This window comes from Flavobacterium gelidilacus DSM 15343, assembly GCF_000422685.1.
GTDB lineage: Bacteria > Bacteroidota > Bacteroidia > Flavobacteriales > Flavobacteriaceae > Flavobacterium > Flavobacterium gelidilacus.
In genome coordinates this window covers 24,441-42,205 of record NZ_AUGN01000014.1, presented here as the reverse complement: position 1 = coordinate 42,205, position 17,765 = coordinate 24,441, and the positions used below count along the sequence as shown (strand labels likewise).

Here is a 17,765-nt window from a genome sequence, read left to right as displayed (position 1 = left end):
CATTTAAAATTGAAATTTGATTTTTAAAAAAACAATGTTAGTAAATAAAATTTTCTGTTAACAACATACAAAAAAAATCCGTCAGTTATTGAAAAAGACGGATTTAGCTAAAAAGTAAGAATTTGGGTTGTTAATCTTTAAATTCCCCCATATTACTGTATTTATCCATTCTTTGAGCTACTAAATCTTTTGTTGATAACTCTTTTAATTCATCAAAAGCTTTTAATATATATTTTTTTACTGATGCAAAAGTTGTAACTCTATCATAATGTGCTCCACCAAGTGGTTCTGGTATAATATCGTCAATTAACTTTTGTTTTTTCATATCAAATGAAGTTAGCTTAAGAGCTTCAGCTGCTATTTCTTTATATTCCCAGCTTCTCCATAAAATTGACGAACAAGATTCAGGTGAAATAACAGAATACCATGTGTTTTCTAACATGTATACTTTATTTCCAACTCCTATTCCTAATGCACCACCCGAAGCACCTTCACCAACAATAACCGTAATAATTGGTACTTGAAGTCGACACATTTCAAAAATATTACGAGCAATTGCTTCACCTTGACCTCTTTCTTCTGCTTCTAATCCTGGATAAGCACCCGGAGTATCAATTAATGTTACAACTGGAATTCCAAATTTTTCTGCCATTTTCATTAATCGTAATGCTTTTCTATACCCTTCTGGGTTAGCCATTCCGAAATTTCTGAATTGACGTGTTTTAGTATTGTATCCTTTTTGTTGACCAATAATCATAAACGATTGACCTCCAATTTTCCCTAAACCACCAACCATTGCTTTATCATCCTTTACACCTCTATCTCCAAAAAGTTCTAGGAACGTTCCTTCTGTTAAGGCATTAATATGGTCCATTGTATATGGACGATTTGGATGACGCGAAAGCTGAACACGTTGCCAAGCTGTAAGGTTTTTATATATATCTTTCTTAGTCTCGTCTAATTTCTTCTGAATTTGCTTGCAGGTAGTTGATACATCTACATCAGATTCTTCTCCAATTACCATACATTTATCTAACTGATCTTCAAGTTCTTTTATTGGTAATTCAAAATCTAAATATTCCATATATGGTTTATGTTTAGTTTATTTTTGTTAATACAAATATAAAATTTTTATAACTTTTATCTAACTTAAATTTAATTAGTTTTTAACTTTTTTCTGTTCTTAACTATTCCGTTTGCTATAACAGTTAAAAGAATTATTGCAGCACCAACATAAAAAAGGGAGTTCATGTGTTCTGAATCCTTAAAAATAAATAAAGCTAAAATTATTCCGTAAACAGGTTCTAAGTTCACGGTTAACATTACTGTAAAAGGACTTAAAAACTTCATTACTTTTATGGAAGCAGAGAAAGCATATGCCGTACAAATTGAGGCTAATATTAACAACCAAATTAAATCTTCAAATGACAATTTAAAAAATGAGGCTGAAAATTTTTCTGTTGCCAATAAATATAAACTTAAAAAGAAAACACCACTTGACAATTCGTAGAAGGAAATAACATTAGCATCATATATCTTAGCATATTTACTATTAATAACTGAAAATAATGCCGATAAAAAAGCAGAGATAATCGCCAAAATAATGCCTAATTTGTGATTTGTTTCTGCGTTAAATATAATAGAAATTCCAATCACAGCAAAGAGTCCAAAAGCAACTTCATACCAAATAACTTTTCGTTTATAAAAAACAGGCTCAATTAGTGATGCAAAAAAAGCTCCAGTAGACAAACAAGCTAATGTTATAGAAATATTTGAAACTTTAATAGCTTGATAAAAAGTGTACCAATGCGCTGCAATTATTATTCCTGAAACAATAAATCCAATTAACACATTAAAAGGCACTTTAATACTATCTTTTTTATAGATCAAAAATCCAACAATAAAAAGTGCTCCAAAAAACATTCGAAACCAAACTAAATCTAAAGCTTCGAGAGAAATTAGTTTTCCGAAAATGGCTGTAAATCCCCAAATAAATACAATTACATGTAAATGAAGGTAGTTTTTTAGTTTATCGTTTAGCATTTCGAAGTAAATAAACAGCTAAAATTCCAAAAACGATATTAGGAATCCAAACAGCTAATAAAGGTGAAAAACTAGATTTTTCTGCAATAGTTCCAAATACTTTATCAAAGAAAATAAATGTGAAAGCTATGATTATTCCAATGGCTAAATTTACACCCATTCCTCCTCTTCGCTTCATCGCAGAAACAGCAACGGCAATTATAGTCAATATAAAAGCTGAAATTGGCAAACTGTACTTTTTGTAAAGCACGACCAAATAAGTATTAATATTAGAATTTCCTCTAAGCGTTTCTTTATCTATAAAATCATTGATTTCGGAAATCGACATAGTTTCTGCAGCGTAAATAACTGGTGTTAAATCATCGGGCTCGAAATTATATTTTTGACTTTTCTTTTCAAGTGATTCTAGTTTGTCATTTAATTTACCAATAGTTCTTTTTTTGTAATTATAAAGGGTATAGCTTTTAGTTTCTTCGTTATATTTAATTCTACTCGCAGTCACTTTATATTGCATTTTATTGCCAATACATTTTTCAAACGTAAAATTAAATCCTGTTTTGCTTAAATAATTATAATTACTGACATAAATATATTCGCTAATATTATCTTCATTTTTAATTTGACGATAAATATCATTTGTTTCTCTAGTTTGACTATTTCCTTTTAAATTGGTGTATCTAAAATCATTAAAACCTTTACTTGCCATAGGTACTAAAAAAAAGCCCATCAATAAAGCAAACAAAGAAACAATTGAAGCTCCAACAATATAAGGCCTTAAGAAGCGATTAAACGAAATTCCCGAACTCAATATAGCAATGATTTCAGTATTATTAGCTAATTTTGAAGTAAACCAAATAACTGATAAAAAAAGAAAAATTGGGAACAATAAATTAGCAAAATAAACTGTAAAGTCACCATAATAGATTAATATCTCTTTTATAGCGATTTTATTTTCAATCATTTTGTTTACTTTTTCAGAAACATCTATGACAATTCCTATAGGAATAAACATCAATAACATTACTAAAAATGTACCTAAATATCGTTTTAATATGTATTTATCAATTATCTTCATAAAACTATAAACGTTGGTTCATCTGAATAACCATTTTATCTTTCCATTCTCTAAAAGTTCCAGCAATAATTTGTCTTCTTGCTTCACGAACTAACCACATGTAAAATCCTAGATTATGAATCGTAGCAATTTGTTTTCCTAAATATTCATTTGCTGCGAATAAGTGACGAAGATATGCTTTTGTATATTCTGTATCTACAAAAGTATGTCCCATTTCATCAATAGGAGAAAAATCAGCTTCCCACTTTTTATTTTTTATATTGATAGAACCATATGCTGTAAACAACATTCCGTTTCTTGCGTTACGTGTTGGCATTACGCAATCGAACATGTCAATTCCTAATGCTATATTTTCTAAAATATTAATAGGAGTTCCTACTCCCATTAAATATCTTGGTTTATCTTCTGGAAGTATAGCAGTAACTATTTCAGTCATTGCATACATTTCTTCAGCTGGTTCTCCAACGGACAATCCACCAATAGCGTTTCCTTGTGCTCCAGCATTTGCAATATATTCTGCAGATTGTTCCCTTAAATCTTTATAAGTACTTCCCTGAACAATTGGAAAAAACGTTTGCTCATAACCATATTTAAAAGGCAAATGTTCAAGGTGATTGATACATCTGTCTAACCAACGATGTGTCATGTGCATAGAACGTTTTGCATAACGATAATCACACGGATAAGGAGTACATTCATCAAAAGCCATAATTATATCTGCACCAATTGTTCTTTGAATTTCCATTACATTTTCAGGTGAAAAGAAATGATAAGAACCATCAATATGTGATTTAAACTTTACACCTTCTTCTTTAATTTTTCTATTTGAAGAAAGAGAATATACTTGATAACCACCAGAATCAGTCAAAATATTTCTATCCCAATTCATAAATTTATGCAAACCACCTGCTTTTTCTAAAATTTCGGTTTGAGGGCGCAAATACAAATGATAAGTATTTCCAAGAATAATATCTGGATTAATATCGTTTTTTAATTCGCGTTGATGGACTCCTTTAACAGAAGCCACTGTTCCAACAGGCATAAATATTGGGGTTTCAATCACACCATGATCAGTAGTTATAGTTCCTGCTCTAGCTTTAGATTGAGTATCTTTTTTAAGTAAATTAAATTTCATAGTGACTTTTTACAAGTGGCAAATATAATTTATTTGAAATTTAAGAAGAGCTGTTTTATGATTTAATTATAATCAATTTTCAAGCATTTATGTAAATAATGCAATTATTTTAAAAAATAATATAAGACAACTAATAATAATTATTATGAAATTTGTAAAAATAATTAAAAATAACTCATTATGAAAAATAAATTGACATTGACATTTCTTGTGCTATTCTCCTCTTCTTTAGTGACAAGTTGCTCCGTAATAGAAGGAATTTTTAAGGCTGGTTTTGGACTTGGAATTTTTATTTCGATTGCAGTGGTTCTTTTAATCATTTACCTCATAAGTAAATTTTTAAAAAAGAAATAAAAAGAAAAATTAAACCACTTAAATAATATATTAAAATGTATTCTTAGCTTTTAAACTATTATTTAACAATGAGAAAATTAATTCTTATGAAGATTATAGAACAATTTGTGAAAACATTGTAACATTTTTTGCTTTTAAAAATAGAACTTTGTGTAATTAATTAATTAAATTCAAAATCATGAAAAACAATAAAAATCCTAAAGAAGCAGACATTAAATCGAAATTAGATGCGATGAATTATCCAGCATCTGAAGACATTTATAATAATGACAAAGAAGAGAAACAAATTAATCCAGAAGATATTTCAAAAATAAAATCAACAGATACAACTCCCGGAAAAATGAACGAAAAATCATTTGAAGATGTTAAAACAGGTGTTGATTTAGATGTACCAGGTGCTGAACTTGACAATGTACAAGAAAATATCGGAAGTGAAGATGAAGAAAATAACTATTACAGCGAAGCTGATACAAAATAATAAACTATGTCTATACAATCAATAAATCCTTATACATTAGAAAAAACAAAGTCATTTGATGAAATGACAGATGCACAAGTAGAAAATGCTATTGCAAAAGCACACAAAGCATATCAAACATGGAAATTTACTTCTTTTGAAGAAAGAGCCAAAGTGTTAAACAAAGTGGCTTCCATCCTTAAAGAAAAGAAACCAGAGCTTTCAAGATTAATTACTTCAGAAATGGGAAAATTAATAAAACAAGCTGAATATGAAATAGATTATGCTGTTTCAATTTTTGAATATTATGCTAAAAATGCAAAAGATTTTTTAGCTGACGAATTTTTAAAAGTAGAAACTGGTGAAGCGTTTGTTAGAAAAAGTCCGATTGGAGTATTACTTGGAGTTGAACCATGGAATTTTCCATTCTATCAAGTAGCACGTTTTGCTGCTCCAAACCTTATGATTGGAAATACTATTTTATTGAAACATGCTTCTAATGTACCACAATGTGCAAAAGCAATTGATGACATATTTAAAGAAGCTAATGCACCAGAAGGTTTATATACTAATTTATTTATTCCGGGTTCAAAAGTCTCAAAATTAATTAACGATAAGAGAATACAAGGTGCTTCTTTAACAGGAAGCGAAAAAGCTGGAGCTTCTTTAGCTGAAATTGCAGGAAAAAATATTAAAAAATCAGTGTTAGAACTTGGCGGAAGCGATCCTTTTATTGTATTGGAAGATGCTGATATAGATAGAGCAACCGATCTAGCTATTTATGGAAGAACAGTTAATAATGGTCAAAGTTGTGTAGCTTCTAAACGCTTTATAGTAGTCCAAGAAGTTGCAGAGGAGTTTTTATCTAAATTTACTGCTAAAATGAGTGCTTTAAAATTAGGTGATCCTATGGATACTGAAACTCAACTTGGACCACTTTCTAGTGAAGACGCTTTAAATACTATCTTAAAGCAAGTGGAAAAAGCAGTTTCTCAAGGTGCTAAAATCGAAACGGGTGGCAAAAAAGCTGATTTAAAAGGAAATTTTATGCAACCTACAATTATTTCGAATATTTCTTCAGAAATGGATTTGTATAAGGAAGAATTATTTGGACCTGTAGCAAGTTTCTATTCTGTTAAAAATGAAGAAGAGGCCATAAAGGTAGCCAATGCAACTGAATTTGGTTTAGGAGGTTCCGTTTTTTCAAAAAATATTGAAAGGGCTAAAAACGTAGCAAATCAAATTGATTCTGGTATGGTTTATATAAATCACCCAACTAAATCATCAACAGACATGCCTTTTGGAGGAACAAAAAGATCAGGTTACGGTCGCGAATTATCCGCTTTGGGTATTGATGAATTTGTCAATAAAAAATTGATTCGAGTAATTTCAGAAAATGAAAAAATATAAATTAAATCCAAAACAATAAAGTGTCTTACTTAGGTAAGACATTTTTTTTGTAGATAACTTTTGAAAAGTCGCTTTTTGTTAGTAGAAATAAATCCCAATAAACTGCTTATATTTGTACTTTCAAATTTTAAAAATAAAATGAAACCAAACACACAACAACTACACGATTTAACTACACAAGTTAGAAGAGACATTCTTAGAATGGTACATGCTGTAAATTCGGGTCACCCAGGAGGTTCACTTGGCTGTACAGAATTTTTAATTTGTCTTTATCAAAACCTTATGGAAAGAAAAGAAGGTTTTGACATGGACGGAATGAATGAAGATTTATTCTTTCTTTCTAACGGTCACATTTCTCCTGTTTTTTATAGCGTTTTAGCCCGTAGCGGTTATTTTCCTGTAAAAGAATTAGCAACTTTTAGATTACTAAACTCTAGATTACAAGGTCACCCAACTACGCACGAAGGTTTACCTGGAGTTCGTATTGCTTCTGGCTCACTTGGACAAGGATTGTCTGTTGCACTTGGAGCTGCTCAAGCTAAAAAACTGAATAAGGATACAAATTTAGTGTATACTTTACATGGTGATGGTGAATTACAAGAAGGTCAAAACTGGGAAGCAATTATGTATGCTTCTGCTAAAAAAGTAGATAATATTATAGCTACAATTGACCTTAACGGAAAGCAAATAGATGGAACTACAGATGAAGTTTTACCAATGGGAAGTATAAGAGCCAAATTTGAAGCTTTTGGATGGGACGTTTTAGACATCAAAGAAGGAAACAATATTGAAGCAATTCTAAAAGGAATGACTGAAGCTAAAGCCAAAACCGGAAAAGGAAAACCAGTTTGTGTACTTTTACATACAGAAATGGGTAACGGTGTAGATTTTATGATGTACACTCACGCTTGGCACGGAAAAGCTCCAAATGATGAGCAATTAGCAAATGCATTAGGTCAAAATGCTGAAACTTTAGGTGACTACTAAATTAAGATTGAAGATTAACGATTTCTATTTACAGAATCATATAATCTTTCAATTATTTAATCTTTCAATTAAAATAAATGAAAAAATATACAAATACAGGAAATAAAGATACACGTTCAGGATTTGGAGCTGGTTTAACAGAACTAGGTCAAAAAAATGAAAATATTGTAGCGCTTTGTGCAGATTTAATAGGTTCATTAAAAATGGACGATTTCAAAAAAAATCATCCAGAACGTTTCTTTCAAATCGGAATTGCAGAAGCAAACATGATTGGAATTGCCGCTGGATTAACTATTGGTGGGAAAATTCCTTTTACTGGAACATTTGCTAACTTTTCTACTGGAAGAGTTTATGATCAAATTCGTCAATCGGTTGCCTATTCAGATAAAAATGTAAAAATTTGTGCTTCTCACGCTGGTTTAACACTAGGAGAAGACGGAGCAACGCATCAAATATTAGAAGACATTGGTTTAATGAAAATGCTACCTGGAATGACTGTTATCAATACTTGTGATTACAATCAAACAAAAGCTGCTACTATGGCAATTGCTGATCATCACGGACCCGTTTATTTGCGTTTCGGTCGTCCAAGTGTTGCTAACTTTACACCAGAAAACGGAGAATTTATTATTGGAAAAGCTGTTATACTTAATAAAGGTACAGATGTAACTATTATTGCAACCGGACATTTAGTTTGGGAAGCTTTAATTGCTGCTGAAAAACTAGAAGAAAGAGGTATTTCTGCTGAAGTAATAAATATTCACACAATAAAACCCTTAGATGAAGAAGCAATATTAAACTCTGTTGCCAAAACAGGCTGTGTTGTTACTGCTGAAGAACATAATATATTAGGTGGTTTAGGAGAAAGTGTTTCTAGAACTTTAGTATCAAACAATCCAGTTCCTCAAGAATTTGTAGCTGTTAATGACAGTTTTGGTGAAAGTGGAACACCAGACCAATTAATGGAAAAATACAAATTGAATAATGAAGCAATCATAAATGCTGCTATTAAAGCAGTTTCAAGAAAGTAAATTCAGATTATATATTAGACGTAAAAAAACCAATTCTTCCGAATTGGTTTTTTTTATGTCTAATAAATTAAATATACTATTACTATTGACAGCTTGAGTCTAGATGTTTCTTTAAAGTTCCACCACTACATGTTGGAATATTGGCAAATTCGTAATATTGTTTATCTCCATTAACATCAAAATACTTAACCTCTTCTTTAGTTATAGTACCATCATTATCATCGTCAACATCTAAGTAATCTGGTACTCCATCTCCATCAGTATCTAATAAACTTCCATCTGTTTTTGTGGGATCATAATATTCATATACGGATAAAACTCTATCACTATCATGATCAATATGTTTCTGATTAATCAATTTGAAATTAAAAATTAAAGGAGAATACTGAGGAATAACACCTATAGAACCATTGTAATAACCAAATGATGAAGGTAAAAACATTACACCAGCACCAAAATCTTGATATGTAACTGTTCCATTAGGATTTTCAATTGAAGTTCCAGATTTAAATTGAGGTATAATTTCTCCCCAACCAGGAATAACATCTTCTAACATAAACCAAACAGGGTTCTCAGCACTATCAAAAGTCGTGTTATCAGCATCCGTTAGAGTTCCTTTATAAGAAACGAAGGCTGAATCAACCTTAATGGGGCTTTCACCAATACCCTCATTTAATACAAGATAATATAATTTATAAGTTAAATCATTTCTATCAACCATTTTAAAAGCAAGATTTGGCATATCTTTAATAGGAGTTTCTGTCCCTCCTTCTTGAATTTCGGTAAAAGTTGTATTATAATCACCATCAACTGTTACAAAATGAGTTGCTAAAAAATCATCTATTGCAGCTTCATCAATAGGGTATTGTTCTGAGTAGGCCTTTGCAGGCTCAGCAGTTACTGTATCATCTTTAGGACAACCGGCAAAAAAAGTAACTAATACTAATAAGCACAAAACTTTTAAAATATTCTTCATTCTTTTTCTTTTATAATGTGGTGCAAGATACAATTTTGATTTATTTTTGTATAATAATTAACATTCATTTTTGAATAAACATGCGAATTGACAAATACCTTTGGTGCATTAGATATTATAAAACCCGAAATATAGCCACTGAAGCTATAAAAAAAGGGCATATTTCTGTAAATAATCAAACTGCAAAACCATCTAGAGAAGTTTATGCTTCTGATAAAATTGTTTTAAGAAAAGATCAAATCAATTATCAAATTACTGTTTTAGACATTCCACCAAATCGTGTTGGAGCAAAATTGGTTGACATGTATAGAAAAGATGAAACTCCAAAAGAAGCTTTTGAACATTTGGCTTTATTAAAATTATCAAAAGATCATTACAGAGCTAAAGGAGAAGGAAGACCAACCAAAAAAGACCGTAGAGAAATAGATGATTATATTTGGGAAGAAAAAGATGATGATGACAAAAAAGATGAATAAAGAATATTGGGAAGAGAGATATAAAAGTAATGAAATTGGTTGGGATGTTGGTGAAATAACAACTCCATTAAAAGAATATATTGATCAAATTGAAAATAAAAGGTTAAAAATTCTAATTCCTGGTGCTGGAAACGGACATGAATTTGATTATTTGATTGAAAAAGGATTTACCAACATTACAGTAATTGATATAGCTGAACAACCTTTAGAAACGCTAAAAAAGAGAAACCCCAAATACATAAAAAACTTTATTCAGGGAGATTTTTTTGATTTTGATAAAACTTTTGATTTAATAATTGAACAAACTTTCTTTTGCGCTTTGAACCCAAAAATGAGGACAAAATATGTTACCCAAATGCATTCCATACTTGAAAAAAATGGAAAAATAGCTGGTGTACTTTTTGACTTTCCACTTACTGAAGTTGGTCCACCTTTTGGAGGTTCAAAAGAAGAATATATAAACCTGTTTTCAAAAAAATTCAACTTAAAAACGCTAGAAAGCGCATATAATTCTATAAAACCACGAAAAGATAGAGAACTCTTTTTTATCTTTGAAAAAAAATAAAACACAATGCAAAATATAATATTAAACAAAGAAGAAATTCAGCACAAAACTAAACGTATAGCCTATCAAATTTATGAAACTTTTGTAGATGAAAAAGAGGTTGTTTTAGCTGGGATAAGTTCTAGTGGTTATATTTTTGCGCATAAAATAGCAGAAGAATTAGAAAAAATATCTCCTATTAAAATCACTATGTGTGAAGTTTTTATCAATAAAACGAAACCGCAAGACACTATTAAAACATCTATTCCGAAAGAAGAATATAGCAATAAAGGCTTAGTTCTTATAGATGATGTTTTAAACTCAGGCACAACGCTTATTTATGGTGTTAAGCATTTTTTAGAAGTGCCTTTAAACAAATTCAAAACAGCTGTTTTAGTGGACAGAAATCACAAAAAATATCCTGTAAAAGCAGATTTTAAAGGTATTTCACTTTCAACTTCTTTACAAGAACACATTCAGGTTGTCTTCGAAAAAGAGGATATGTATGTATATTTAAATTAATTGAAGAATTTCTTTAACTATTTCTTTTTTAGATTTTCCATCAACAACTACTGTTAATTTTGAATTTTGATAATAATAATTTCTATCAAAAAGATGTTTTGCAATATATTCTTGTAATTCATCTTCTGTTAAATTTTTAATCAACGGTCTTTTTTCTCTTTTATTTTTCAACTTCTCTACTAAATTTCCAATACTGGCTTTCAGATAAATTGAAGTCACATCTTCATTTTGCAATAAAAGATGATTATTCGCATAACAAGGTGTTCCTCCACCTAAACTTAAAATATAGTTTTCTTCTTTTTCAATAAAGTTTTTAAATAATTGATGTTCAATTTTCCTAAAATACACTTCTCCCTTATCTTTAAAAATTGCTGAAACTGACAAACTTTCGCTTTTTTCAATAATTTCATCTAAGTCAAAACAAGGAATTTCTAGTTTTTTTGAAAGTTTTTTGGACAAAGATGTCTTCCCCACACCCATATAACCTAATAATATTATTTTCATATTTTCATTAATTCGTTACAAAACAAGCATTTATAAAAAATGATTAAAAAAAATACAAATTTATAATAAAATCTCATTGGTTTTTAAATAATAGGTTTTATATTTGCACCCGCATTCAGGGAATAATATTGAATGACTTGGTAGCTCAGTTGGTAGAGCACATCACTTTTAATGATGGGGTCCTGGGTTCGAGCCCCAGCCAGGTCACAATTTTACAATTATCGAATGAATGCATCGACTTGGTAGCTCAGTTGGTAGAGCACATCACTTTTAATGATGGGGTCCTGGGTTCGAGCCCCAGCCAGGTCACAAGAAAAGAAAGTTAAGCATCTCGCTTAACTTTTTTTTGTTTAGGCCATGTGGAGAAACGGTAGACTCGCCATCTTGAGGGGGTGGTGCTCGCAAGGGCGTGAGGGTTCAAATCCCTCCATGGTCACATACTTAAAAATTAAAAAATCATTTTGTTTATCTTTTTTTAATTTTTGTTGTACAAACTGTTTTTTTTTATTACTTTTGTTTAACGAAATAGAAAATAAGATGAACAGCGTCAAAAATATATTTAGCATTAAAGACTTTGAAAACCTTTCAGGTATAAAAGCACACACTATCAGAATTTGGGAAAAAAGATATAACATTCTTGAGCCCATGAGAACTGATACTAATATTCGATGTTATGATATTAAAAACTTGCAAAAGTTGCTAAATATTGTTGTCTTGCATAACTACGGCTATAAAATTTCTAAAATAGCTTTATTATCTCCAGAGGAAATTCCATTAAAAGTTAAAGAAATAATTTCTGAAAAGAGTGCTAAAATTCATGCCATTAAATCTTTTAAATTGGCAATGATGAATTTTGATCATACATTATTCTTCAACACATATGACGAACTTTTAAAAGATAAAACTTTTAAAGAAGTATTTCATGAAGTATTTATTCCGTTAATGGAAGAATTAGGTTACTTGTGGCAAACTGATACCATATCTCCAGCACACGAACATTTTATAACATATTTAATCAAACAAAAGCTTTTAAGCATAACAGAACAAATTCAAAGTAAACCTCCAACAAAGACCGATAGAGTTTACGTATTGTATCTTCCTTCAAATGAGATTCATGAATTAGGATTAATGTACCTAAATTACGAATTATTAGACAATGGTTATCATACCGTTTATCTTGGAGAAAGTGTTCCTATAGACAGTTTAGTTGATTTGAAAAATTATTTTGAAAAAATTACATTTATTGGTTATTTAACAGTTGAACCAACAGTTGAAAATCTACCACAGTATATAGAAAAAATTGAAGAAGATTTATTAAAAGATACTAACCACGAATTAATGTTATTGGGAAGATTAACTTCAGAAATAAACCAATCTAAACTTTCTGAAAAAGTTAAAGTTTATAGTTCTATTTCTGATTGCATTATAAGTTTATAAAATGAATAAAAAAATAGCTATAATTGGTTCTGGATTTTCATCATTAGCTGCAGCTTGTTATTTAGCTCAAAAAGGCAATGATGTAACTGTTTACGAAAAAAATGATTCTATTGGTGGTAGAGCAAGACAATTAAAAAAAGAAGGTTTTACGTTTGACATGGGACCATCTTGGTATTGGATGCCAGATGTATTTGAAAGTTTTTTTGCGGATTTCAATAAAAAACCGTCAGATTATTATCATTTAACAAAGTTATCACCAGCTTATAAAGTATTTTTTGGCATAGATGACTTTATTTTAATTTCTGATAATTTGTCTGAAATAGTAAATACATTTGAAGGCATAGAGATTGGTAGTGGCGCAAAATTAGAAAAATTCATTAAAAACGCTCAAAAAAACTATGATATCGCTATCAAAAAATTAGTTTATAGACCAGGTGAAAGTATAGGTGAACTAATTACAGTAGAAACAGCAGCTAAAATTGATCAATTTTTCTCAAACATAAGTCGAGATGTTAGAAAACAATTTAAAAATGAAAAATTAATACAAGTATTAGAATTTCCTGTCTTATTTTTAGGAGCAAAACCATCCAAAACTCCGTCTTTTTATAGTTTTATGAATTTTGCAGATTTTGGACTTGGAACATGGCAACCTACAAATGGATTTTATGATGTGGTATTGGGAATGACAAAGTTAGCAACTGAATTAGGTGTTACTTTTAAAACTAATGCCAATATTGAAAAAATAATTGTAGAAAATAATTGTACTAAAGGGTTAATTTGTAATGGCAATACTGAAGAATCAGATATAATATTATCGGGTGCAGACTATCATCATACAGAAACGTTATTAGAAAAAGAGCACCGTCAATATTCGGAAAAATATTGGTCAAATAAGACATTTGCTCCGTCTTCATTGCTTTTTTATGTGGGTTTTGATAAGAAAATTAAAAATGTAGAACACCATAATTTGTTTTTTGATGTTAATTTTAACAAACATGCAGAAGAGATTTATGATAATCCAAAATGGCCCACAGAACCTTTATTTTATGCAAATTTCACTTCAATAACAAATGAGAAAACTGCACCAGAAGGTTGTGAAAATGGTTTTTTCCTTATACCAATAGCTCCAGGAATTGAAGACACTGAAGCGTTAAGAGAATTATATTTTAATAAGATTATAGATCGTTTCGAAAAACTAACTAATCAAGATGTTAGAAAAAATATTATCTTTAAGGAATCTTTTTGTGTGAAAGATTTCATCAAAGATTATAATTCATACAAAGGAAATGCTTACGGAATGGCAAATACGCTTTTACAAACAGCATTTTTAAGACCAAAATTGAAAAGTAAAAAAGTCAAAAATTTATATTTCACTGGACAATTAACAGTTCCTGGTCCTGGAGTTCCTCCAGCATTAATTTCAGGTAAATTAGTTTCCGATTTAATAGAAAAATATCAATAAGTATGAAGTCTCTATTTGACAAAGTTTCTAATGAATGTAGTGTAAAAGTCACTAAAGCCTACAGTACTTCTTTTTCGAGTGCTGTAAAAATGCTTGCACCTTGCATTAGACAAGATATATATAACATTTACGGTTTTGTTCGCTTTGCTGATGAAATTGTAGATTCGTTTCATGAGTATGACAAAGAATTTTTATTTGCTAAATTTGAACAAGATTTAGCTGATGCTCTTCAACATAAAATAAGTTTAAATCCGATTTTAAATTCATTTCAACATACTGTGAATACGCATAATATTCCACAAGAAATGATTGATGCTTTTATGAAAAGTATGAAATTAGATTTAACTAAAAGCGAATACACAACTACTGAAGAATACAACGAATATATTTATGGCTCTGCTGATGTGGTTGGGTTAATGTGTTTGAAAGTTTTTGTAAAAGGAAACGATGAAAAGTACATTGAACTAAAAGATTCTGCAATGCGATTAGGTTCAGCGTTTCAAAAGGTAAACTTCTTAAGAGATTTAAAAGCTGATTTTGAAGATTTAAGCAGAACCTATTTTCCAAATACAGATTTGAATCATTTAGATGAAAAATCGAAACAAGAAATTATTGACGACATCGAAAGTGATTTTGAAGCCGCTTATGAAGGAATTAAAAACTTACCTTTGGAAGCGAAATTCGGAGTTTATACTGCTTATCGCTATTATAAAAAACTCTTGAAAAAGCTGCAAAAAACACCTTCATTAGAAATAAAAAATACTAGAATTAGAGTTTCTGATTATCAAAAAGCGCAATTACTAGCGCGTTGTTACGTTAAATATAGATTAAATATTATATAAATTTTAAAAGATTATGTTTTTACAAATAGTTGTTTTTATTTTAACTTTTAGCTTAATGGAATTTATGGCTTGGTTTACTCATAAATACGTTATGCATGGCTTTTTATGGAATTTACATGCAGATCATCACAAAAAAGACCACGATTCTTGGTTTGAAAAAAACGATGCTTTTTTCATCTTTTATGCCATTGTAAGCATAACTTGTTTTTACACTTGGAGTATTGGCTCTTTTGATTTAGGATTAGCCATTGGCTTAGGCATCTTAGCCTACGGAATCGCTTATTTCTTTGTTCATGATATATTTATTCACCAAAGATTTAAGTTGTTTAGAAACGCTAATAACAAGTATGCAAAAGCTGTAAGAAGAGCTCATAAAATGCACCACAAACATATTGGAAAAGATAAAGGAGAATGCTTTGGAATGTTAGTTGTTCCTTGGAAGTATTTTAAAAATTAATTCAAAAAAAAGCTCCAATTAAGGAGCTTTTTTTTATTTCATAATAGTTTGTAAAGGTTTCAGTTGTTCCAAATCTATATTTGATTTTTGTATAAAACCAACAATTTTCATTATATTCATTGGATTCATGTCATTTCCTAAAATGCGAACAACAGCAAATCCATTTTCTTTTTTATTAGCAAAGAGTACAAATTCATTAATATGTTCATCATCACCCACAAAATAAATTGAAGCACCATCGTTTCCTGAACCAAATTTCATTAATTCGTTATATGAAGTTGTATCTTTTAAGATTGTTTTGACTTTTTGAACCTCAACATCATAGTCATTCTTATTGCTTTCTTCTTTTTTAAAAGCCAAGACGTTCATTTTTTCAAATGATTTTAAAGCTTCTTTATCTGAATCCGTTAAGGACATCTTTTCAGTATTAATAATATCTGAACCTAAATCTATTGCTACAAAATCTTTTGATTCTGTATTTTCAACGAAGTATTTCTGCAAAGTTGGTTTATTATTACAACTTACTAATGTTACTACAGAAAATAAAAGTATAATTAAATTTCTCATCTTATTTTTTTGAAGCTTTTTTTAATTCGTCTTTTCCTGGAAGATTCATTCTTTCCGTTAATGAAGATAATTCATCTAAATTAAACTCACCTGTCAACGATAATATAACAGTTGGTGTCTCTTTCAAATCTCCTTCCATAAACAACAATAATTCTTTTACAATTGAAGAACTTCCGGCTGATTTGATATAAATTTTTACATTTTTTCCATCACTATTCACACGCATCAATTCCTCTAAAGGATTTGATTTTAAATAAGATGAAACGGACGATTTCATTTCAGAAGACAATTTTGTGCTGTTTGTTGTAAACACTTTTAAATTATCTAATTTTTTTAATAAAGTAAGGTATTGTTGCATTTCTTTATCTTTTGCATCCACTTTAACCTTACTCATTAATTCAAACATTTTTTTGTTCACAATTACTGAATTTACTTCATCCTTGTCTTCGAATTTATCAAATGAAGATTGAGCAAATATATAGGATGGTAAAACGACTAATAATAATAGGACTATTTTTTTCATGACTTTTTTGTTTAATTATTTAAAAATTACTTTTTTTGTTTTTTCGTATTCCTCTAGATAAGATACATTTTCCATGCCAGAATTGATATTGTTGGCTACTAATTGCAAGGCTTTGTGCGTTTCAACAAATGCTTCTTCTGGAGTATCAAACGTGCCTAAATCTTCTTCTTTAGGTGTATTTTGATATAAATATGTTGCAATCATAGTTACTAAAACAATACTTGCAGCAATTCCAATCCATCTTTTACTTTTCTGTTTTTTTGGAAGGATATTTTCTTTTGAAGTTTCTTTTTTTGCTTCATTATAATAACCAAAAACATCTTTATATTGATTTAAATGTATAGGTATATTTTGTGCTGTGAAATATGTTTTCAATATATTTTCATCCTGCAAAGAAGTATTTCCTTCTAAATATTTTTCTATTAACTCTTCTATTTTATTTATTTCCATAATTATTTATTTCAGCAAATTTTTCTTTAATAATTTTTCTAGCTCTTGATAATGAAACTCTGATGGCTGTTTCATTCATATCTAAAACTTTAGCAATTTCAGCAAATTCATATTCTTCTATTTCTCTTAGCTGAATAATTAACCGTTGTTGTTCAGGTAATGAGTTTATTATTTTTTCAACAGTATACAAATTATCTTTACTTATTATTTGATTTTCTAAAGATGAATTATCACTGTAATTGTTATGTGTTATTGACAAGTTATTACTTCTCTTTGCTTTCAATTGATCTAAACAATAATTTTTTGTCATTGTCATTGCCATTGCTTCCATGCTCTTAAATGTATTCGTGTCAGCTTTCCATAATTTCAACAAAACTTCTTGAGTTGCATCTTCTGCTTCTTCATTACTTATCAACATCCTTTTAGCCAAACGATATAGCTTATCCTTAAAAGGTTTAATTAGAGTTATAAACTCTTGTTGTTTCATGTTATTAGTTTGTTTATAAAGTTAAG

22 protein-coding genes and 3 tRNA genes are annotated in these 17,765 nt (G+C 29.6%); 14 read left to right on the top strand and 11 right to left on the bottom strand.

Annotation, left to right across the window (positions count from 1 at the left end):
- Positions 1 to 130 precede the first annotated feature (130 nt).
- The 5 genes from G507_RS0108115 to G507_RS17645 form a co-directional block, all read right to left on the bottom strand.
- Positions 131 to 1,084, bottom strand: coding sequence for an acetyl-CoA carboxylase carboxyltransferase subunit alpha (locus G507_RS0108115; protein ID WP_026717036.1), 954 nt, complete (start codon positions 1,082 to 1,084; stop codon positions 131 to 133).
- Positions 1,085 to 1,155: 71 nt separating this feature from the next.
- Complete coding sequence (locus tag G507_RS0108110; RefSeq protein ID WP_026717035.1) at positions 1,156 to 2,043, bottom strand: DMT family transporter; 888 nt, start codon at positions 2,041 to 2,043, stop codon at positions 1,156 to 1,158.
- Positions 2,030 to 3,118: an LptF/LptG family permease gene (locus tag G507_RS0108105; protein ID WP_026717034.1), complete on the bottom strand. Its 1,089-nt coding sequence runs from the start codon at positions 3,116 to 3,118 to the stop codon at positions 2,030 to 2,032. Before G507_RS0108105 ends, G507_RS0108110 begins: the two co-directional genes overlap by 14 nt.
- Before the next feature lie 4 nt (positions 3,119 to 3,122).
- A complete protein-coding gene (tgt, locus tag G507_RS0108100) occupies positions 3,123 to 4,253 on the bottom strand; it encodes a tRNA guanosine(34) transglycosylase Tgt (RefSeq protein WP_026717033.1) in 1,131 nt (376 codons plus the stop codon).
- 164 nt (positions 4,254 to 4,417) lie between these two features.
- A complete protein-coding gene (locus G507_RS17645) occupies positions 4,418 to 4,573 on the bottom strand; it encodes a hypothetical protein (protein WP_157496522.1) in 156 nt (51 codons plus the stop codon).
- 212 nt (positions 4,574 to 4,785) lie between these two features.
- Between G507_RS17645 and G507_RS0108090 the strand changes: the two genes are divergently transcribed.
- From G507_RS0108090 to G507_RS0108075, 4 genes are all read left to right on the top strand, one after another.
- Positions 4,786 to 5,085 (top strand): hypothetical protein, encoded by a 300-nt coding sequence (locus tag G507_RS0108090; protein ID WP_026717032.1) that lies wholly within the window; start codon positions 4,786 to 4,788, stop codon positions 5,083 to 5,085.
- Between the two features lie 6 nt (positions 5,086 to 5,091).
- Positions 5,092 to 6,474, top strand: coding sequence for an NAD-dependent succinate-semialdehyde dehydrogenase (locus tag G507_RS0108085; protein ID WP_026717031.1), 1,383 nt, complete (start codon positions 5,092 to 5,094; stop codon positions 6,472 to 6,474).
- A 138-nt stretch (positions 6,475 to 6,612) separates the two neighbouring features.
- Positions 6,613 to 7,461: a transketolase gene (locus G507_RS0108080; RefSeq protein WP_026717030.1), complete on the top strand. Its 849-nt coding sequence runs from the start codon at positions 6,613 to 6,615 to the stop codon at positions 7,459 to 7,461.
- A 77-nt stretch (positions 7,462 to 7,538) separates the two neighbouring features.
- Positions 7,539 to 8,492: a transketolase family protein gene (locus G507_RS0108075; RefSeq protein ID WP_026717029.1), complete on the top strand. Its 954-nt coding sequence runs from the start codon at positions 7,539 to 7,541 to the stop codon at positions 8,490 to 8,492.
- 82 nt (positions 8,493 to 8,574) lie between these two features.
- On the opposite strand, the gene G507_RS16595 is transcribed toward G507_RS0108075, so the two are convergent.
- Entirely contained in the window at positions 8,575 to 9,468 is an 894-nt protein-coding gene (locus tag G507_RS16595; protein WP_051191536.1) for an FKBP-type peptidyl-prolyl cis-trans isomerase, read from the bottom strand.
- A gap of 80 nt (positions 9,469 to 9,548) precedes the next feature.
- Between G507_RS16595 and G507_RS0108065 the strand changes: the two genes are divergently transcribed.
- The 3 genes from G507_RS0108065 to G507_RS0108055 are packed head-to-tail and all read left to right on the top strand — an operon-like array spanning position 9,549 to position 11,010.
- Positions 9,549 to 9,944 carry an RNA-binding S4 domain-containing protein gene (locus tag G507_RS0108065; RefSeq protein ID WP_026717028.1) on the top strand — a complete coding sequence of 132 codons (396 nt, stop codon included), beginning with the start codon at positions 9,549 to 9,551 and terminating at the stop codon, positions 9,942 to 9,944.
- Positions 9,937 to 10,509, top strand: a complete 573-nt coding sequence (locus G507_RS0108060; RefSeq protein ID WP_035665859.1) for a methyltransferase domain-containing protein — start codon at positions 9,937 to 9,939, stop codon at positions 10,507 to 10,509. Before G507_RS0108065 ends, G507_RS0108060 begins: the two co-directional genes overlap by 8 nt.
- A 6-nt stretch (positions 10,510 to 10,515) precedes the next feature.
- Positions 10,516 to 11,010, top strand: a complete 495-nt coding sequence (locus G507_RS0108055; RefSeq protein ID WP_026717026.1) for a phosphoribosyltransferase family protein — start codon at positions 10,516 to 10,518, stop codon at positions 11,008 to 11,010.
- On the opposite strand, the gene G507_RS0108050 is transcribed toward G507_RS0108055, so the two are convergent.
- Positions 11,002 to 11,514, bottom strand: a complete 513-nt coding sequence (locus tag G507_RS0108050) for a shikimate kinase (protein WP_035665854.1) — start codon at positions 11,512 to 11,514, stop codon at positions 11,002 to 11,004. The genes G507_RS0108055 and G507_RS0108050 overlap by 9 nt on opposite strands.
- Before the next feature lie 134 nt (positions 11,515 to 11,648).
- Here G507_RS0108050 and G507_RS0108045 point away from each other — a divergent pair.
- The 7 genes from G507_RS0108045 to G507_RS0108015 all read left to right on the top strand — a co-directional run bounded on the left by G507_RS0108045 (position 11,649) and on the right by G507_RS0108015 (position 15,712).
- A tRNA-Lys gene (locus G507_RS0108045) sits at positions 11,649 to 11,721 on the top strand.
- Positions 11,722 to 11,750: 29 nt separating this feature from the next.
- A tRNA-Lys gene (locus G507_RS0108040) sits at positions 11,751 to 11,823 on the top strand.
- Positions 11,824 to 11,867: 44 nt separating this feature from the next.
- Positions 11,868 to 11,950, top strand: a tRNA-Leu gene (locus G507_RS0108035).
- 101 nt (positions 11,951 to 12,051) lie between these two features.
- The gene (locus G507_RS0108030) at positions 12,052 to 12,951 is read left to right on the top strand and encodes a MerR family transcriptional regulator (RefSeq protein ID WP_026717024.1); all 900 of its coding nucleotides are present in this window, start codon (positions 12,052 to 12,054) and stop codon (positions 12,949 to 12,951) included.
- A gap of 1 nt (position 12,952) precedes the next feature.
- Entirely contained in the window at positions 12,953 to 14,413 is a 1,461-nt protein-coding gene (locus tag G507_RS0108025) for a phytoene desaturase family protein (RefSeq protein WP_026717023.1), read from the top strand.
- Positions 14,414 to 14,415: 2 nt separating this feature from the next.
- Positions 14,416 to 15,255 carry a phytoene/squalene synthase family protein gene (locus G507_RS0108020; protein ID WP_026717022.1) on the top strand — a complete coding sequence of 280 codons (840 nt, stop codon included), beginning with the start codon at positions 14,416 to 14,418 and terminating at the stop codon, positions 15,253 to 15,255.
- A gap of 13 nt (positions 15,256 to 15,268) precedes the next feature.
- A complete protein-coding gene (locus G507_RS0108015; RefSeq protein WP_026717021.1) occupies positions 15,269 to 15,712 on the top strand; it encodes a sterol desaturase family protein in 444 nt (147 codons plus the stop codon).
- 33 nt (positions 15,713 to 15,745) lie between these two features.
- Here the strand turns inward: G507_RS0108015 and G507_RS0108010 are convergent, their stop codons facing one another.
- From G507_RS0108010 to G507_RS0107995, 4 genes are read right to left on the bottom strand one after another with little or no spacing between them, the layout of a single operon-like run.
- Positions 15,746 to 16,279, bottom strand: a complete 534-nt coding sequence (locus tag G507_RS0108010) for a DUF4252 domain-containing protein (RefSeq protein ID WP_026717020.1) — start codon at positions 16,277 to 16,279, stop codon at positions 15,746 to 15,748.
- A gap of 1 nt (position 16,280) precedes the next feature.
- Positions 16,281 to 16,802 carry a DUF4252 domain-containing protein gene (locus G507_RS0108005; protein WP_026717019.1) on the bottom strand — a complete coding sequence of 174 codons (522 nt, stop codon included), beginning with the start codon at positions 16,800 to 16,802 and terminating at the stop codon, positions 16,281 to 16,283.
- A gap of 15 nt (positions 16,803 to 16,817) precedes the next feature.
- Positions 16,818 to 17,252 carry a hypothetical protein gene (locus G507_RS0108000; RefSeq protein WP_026717018.1) on the bottom strand — a complete coding sequence of 145 codons (435 nt, stop codon included), beginning with the start codon at positions 17,250 to 17,252 and terminating at the stop codon, positions 16,818 to 16,820.
- Entirely contained in the window at positions 17,239 to 17,739 is a 501-nt protein-coding gene (locus G507_RS0107995) for an RNA polymerase sigma factor (protein WP_026717017.1), read from the bottom strand. Before G507_RS0107995 ends, G507_RS0108000 begins: the two co-directional genes overlap by 14 nt.
- Positions 17,740 to 17,765: the final 26 nt, after the last annotated feature.

Excerpts from the sequence above, each read along its gene's own strand:
- G507_RS0108115 (WP_026717036.1), bottom strand. The coding sequence starts at position 1,084 with ATGGAATATTTAGATTTTGAATTACCAATAAAAGAACTTGAAGATCAG.
- G507_RS0108110 (WP_026717035.1), bottom strand. The coding sequence starts at position 2,043 with ATGCTAAACGATAAACTAAAAAACTACCTTCATTTACATGTAATTGTA.
- G507_RS0108105 (WP_026717034.1), bottom strand. The coding sequence starts at position 3,118 with ATGAAGATAATTGATAAATACATATTAAAACGATATTTAGGTACATTT.
- tgt (WP_026717033.1), bottom strand. The coding sequence starts at position 4,253 with ATGAAATTTAATTTACTTAAAAAAGATACTCAATCTAAAGCTAGAGCA.
- G507_RS17645 (WP_157496522.1), bottom strand. The coding sequence starts at position 4,573 with ATGATTAAAAGAACCACTGCAATCGAAATAAAAATTCCAAGTCCAAAA.
- G507_RS0108090 (WP_026717032.1), top strand. The coding sequence starts at position 4,786 with ATGAAAAACAATAAAAATCCTAAAGAAGCAGACATTAAATCGAAATTA.
- G507_RS0108085 (WP_026717031.1), top strand. The coding sequence starts at position 5,092 with ATGTCTATACAATCAATAAATCCTTATACATTAGAAAAAACAAAGTCA.
- G507_RS0108080 (WP_026717030.1), top strand. The coding sequence starts at position 6,613 with ATGAAACCAAACACACAACAACTACACGATTTAACTACACAAGTTAGA.
- G507_RS0108075 (WP_026717029.1), top strand. The coding sequence starts at position 7,539 with ATGAAAAAATATACAAATACAGGAAATAAAGATACACGTTCAGGATTT.
- G507_RS16595 (WP_051191536.1), bottom strand. The coding sequence starts at position 9,468 with ATGAAGAATATTTTAAAAGTTTTGTGCTTATTAGTATTAGTTACTTTT.
- G507_RS0108065 (WP_026717028.1), top strand. The coding sequence starts at position 9,549 with ATGCGAATTGACAAATACCTTTGGTGCATTAGATATTATAAAACCCGA.
- G507_RS0108060 (WP_035665859.1), top strand. The coding sequence starts at position 9,937 with ATGAATAAAGAATATTGGGAAGAGAGATATAAAAGTAATGAAATTGGT.
- G507_RS0108055 (WP_026717026.1), top strand. The coding sequence starts at position 10,516 with ATGCAAAATATAATATTAAACAAAGAAGAAATTCAGCACAAAACTAAA.
- G507_RS0108050 (WP_035665854.1), bottom strand. The coding sequence starts at position 11,514 with ATGAAAATAATATTATTAGGTTATATGGGTGTGGGGAAGACATCTTTG.
- G507_RS0108030 (WP_026717024.1), top strand. The coding sequence starts at position 12,052 with ATGAACAGCGTCAAAAATATATTTAGCATTAAAGACTTTGAAAACCTT.
- G507_RS0108025 (WP_026717023.1), top strand. The coding sequence starts at position 12,953 with ATGAATAAAAAAATAGCTATAATTGGTTCTGGATTTTCATCATTAGCT.
- G507_RS0108020 (WP_026717022.1), top strand. The coding sequence starts at position 14,416 with ATGAAGTCTCTATTTGACAAAGTTTCTAATGAATGTAGTGTAAAAGTC.
- G507_RS0108015 (WP_026717021.1), top strand. The coding sequence starts at position 15,269 with ATGTTTTTACAAATAGTTGTTTTTATTTTAACTTTTAGCTTAATGGAA.
- G507_RS0108010 (WP_026717020.1), bottom strand. The coding sequence starts at position 16,279 with ATGAGAAATTTAATTATACTTTTATTTTCTGTAGTAACATTAGTAAGT.
- G507_RS0108005 (WP_026717019.1), bottom strand. The coding sequence starts at position 16,802 with ATGAAAAAAATAGTCCTATTATTATTAGTCGTTTTACCATCCTATATA.
- G507_RS0108000 (WP_026717018.1), bottom strand. The coding sequence starts at position 17,252 with ATGGAAATAAATAAAATAGAAGAGTTAATAGAAAAATATTTAGAAGGA.
- G507_RS0107995 (WP_026717017.1), bottom strand. The coding sequence starts at position 17,739 with ATGAAACAACAAGAGTTTATAACTCTAATTAAACCTTTTAAGGATAAG.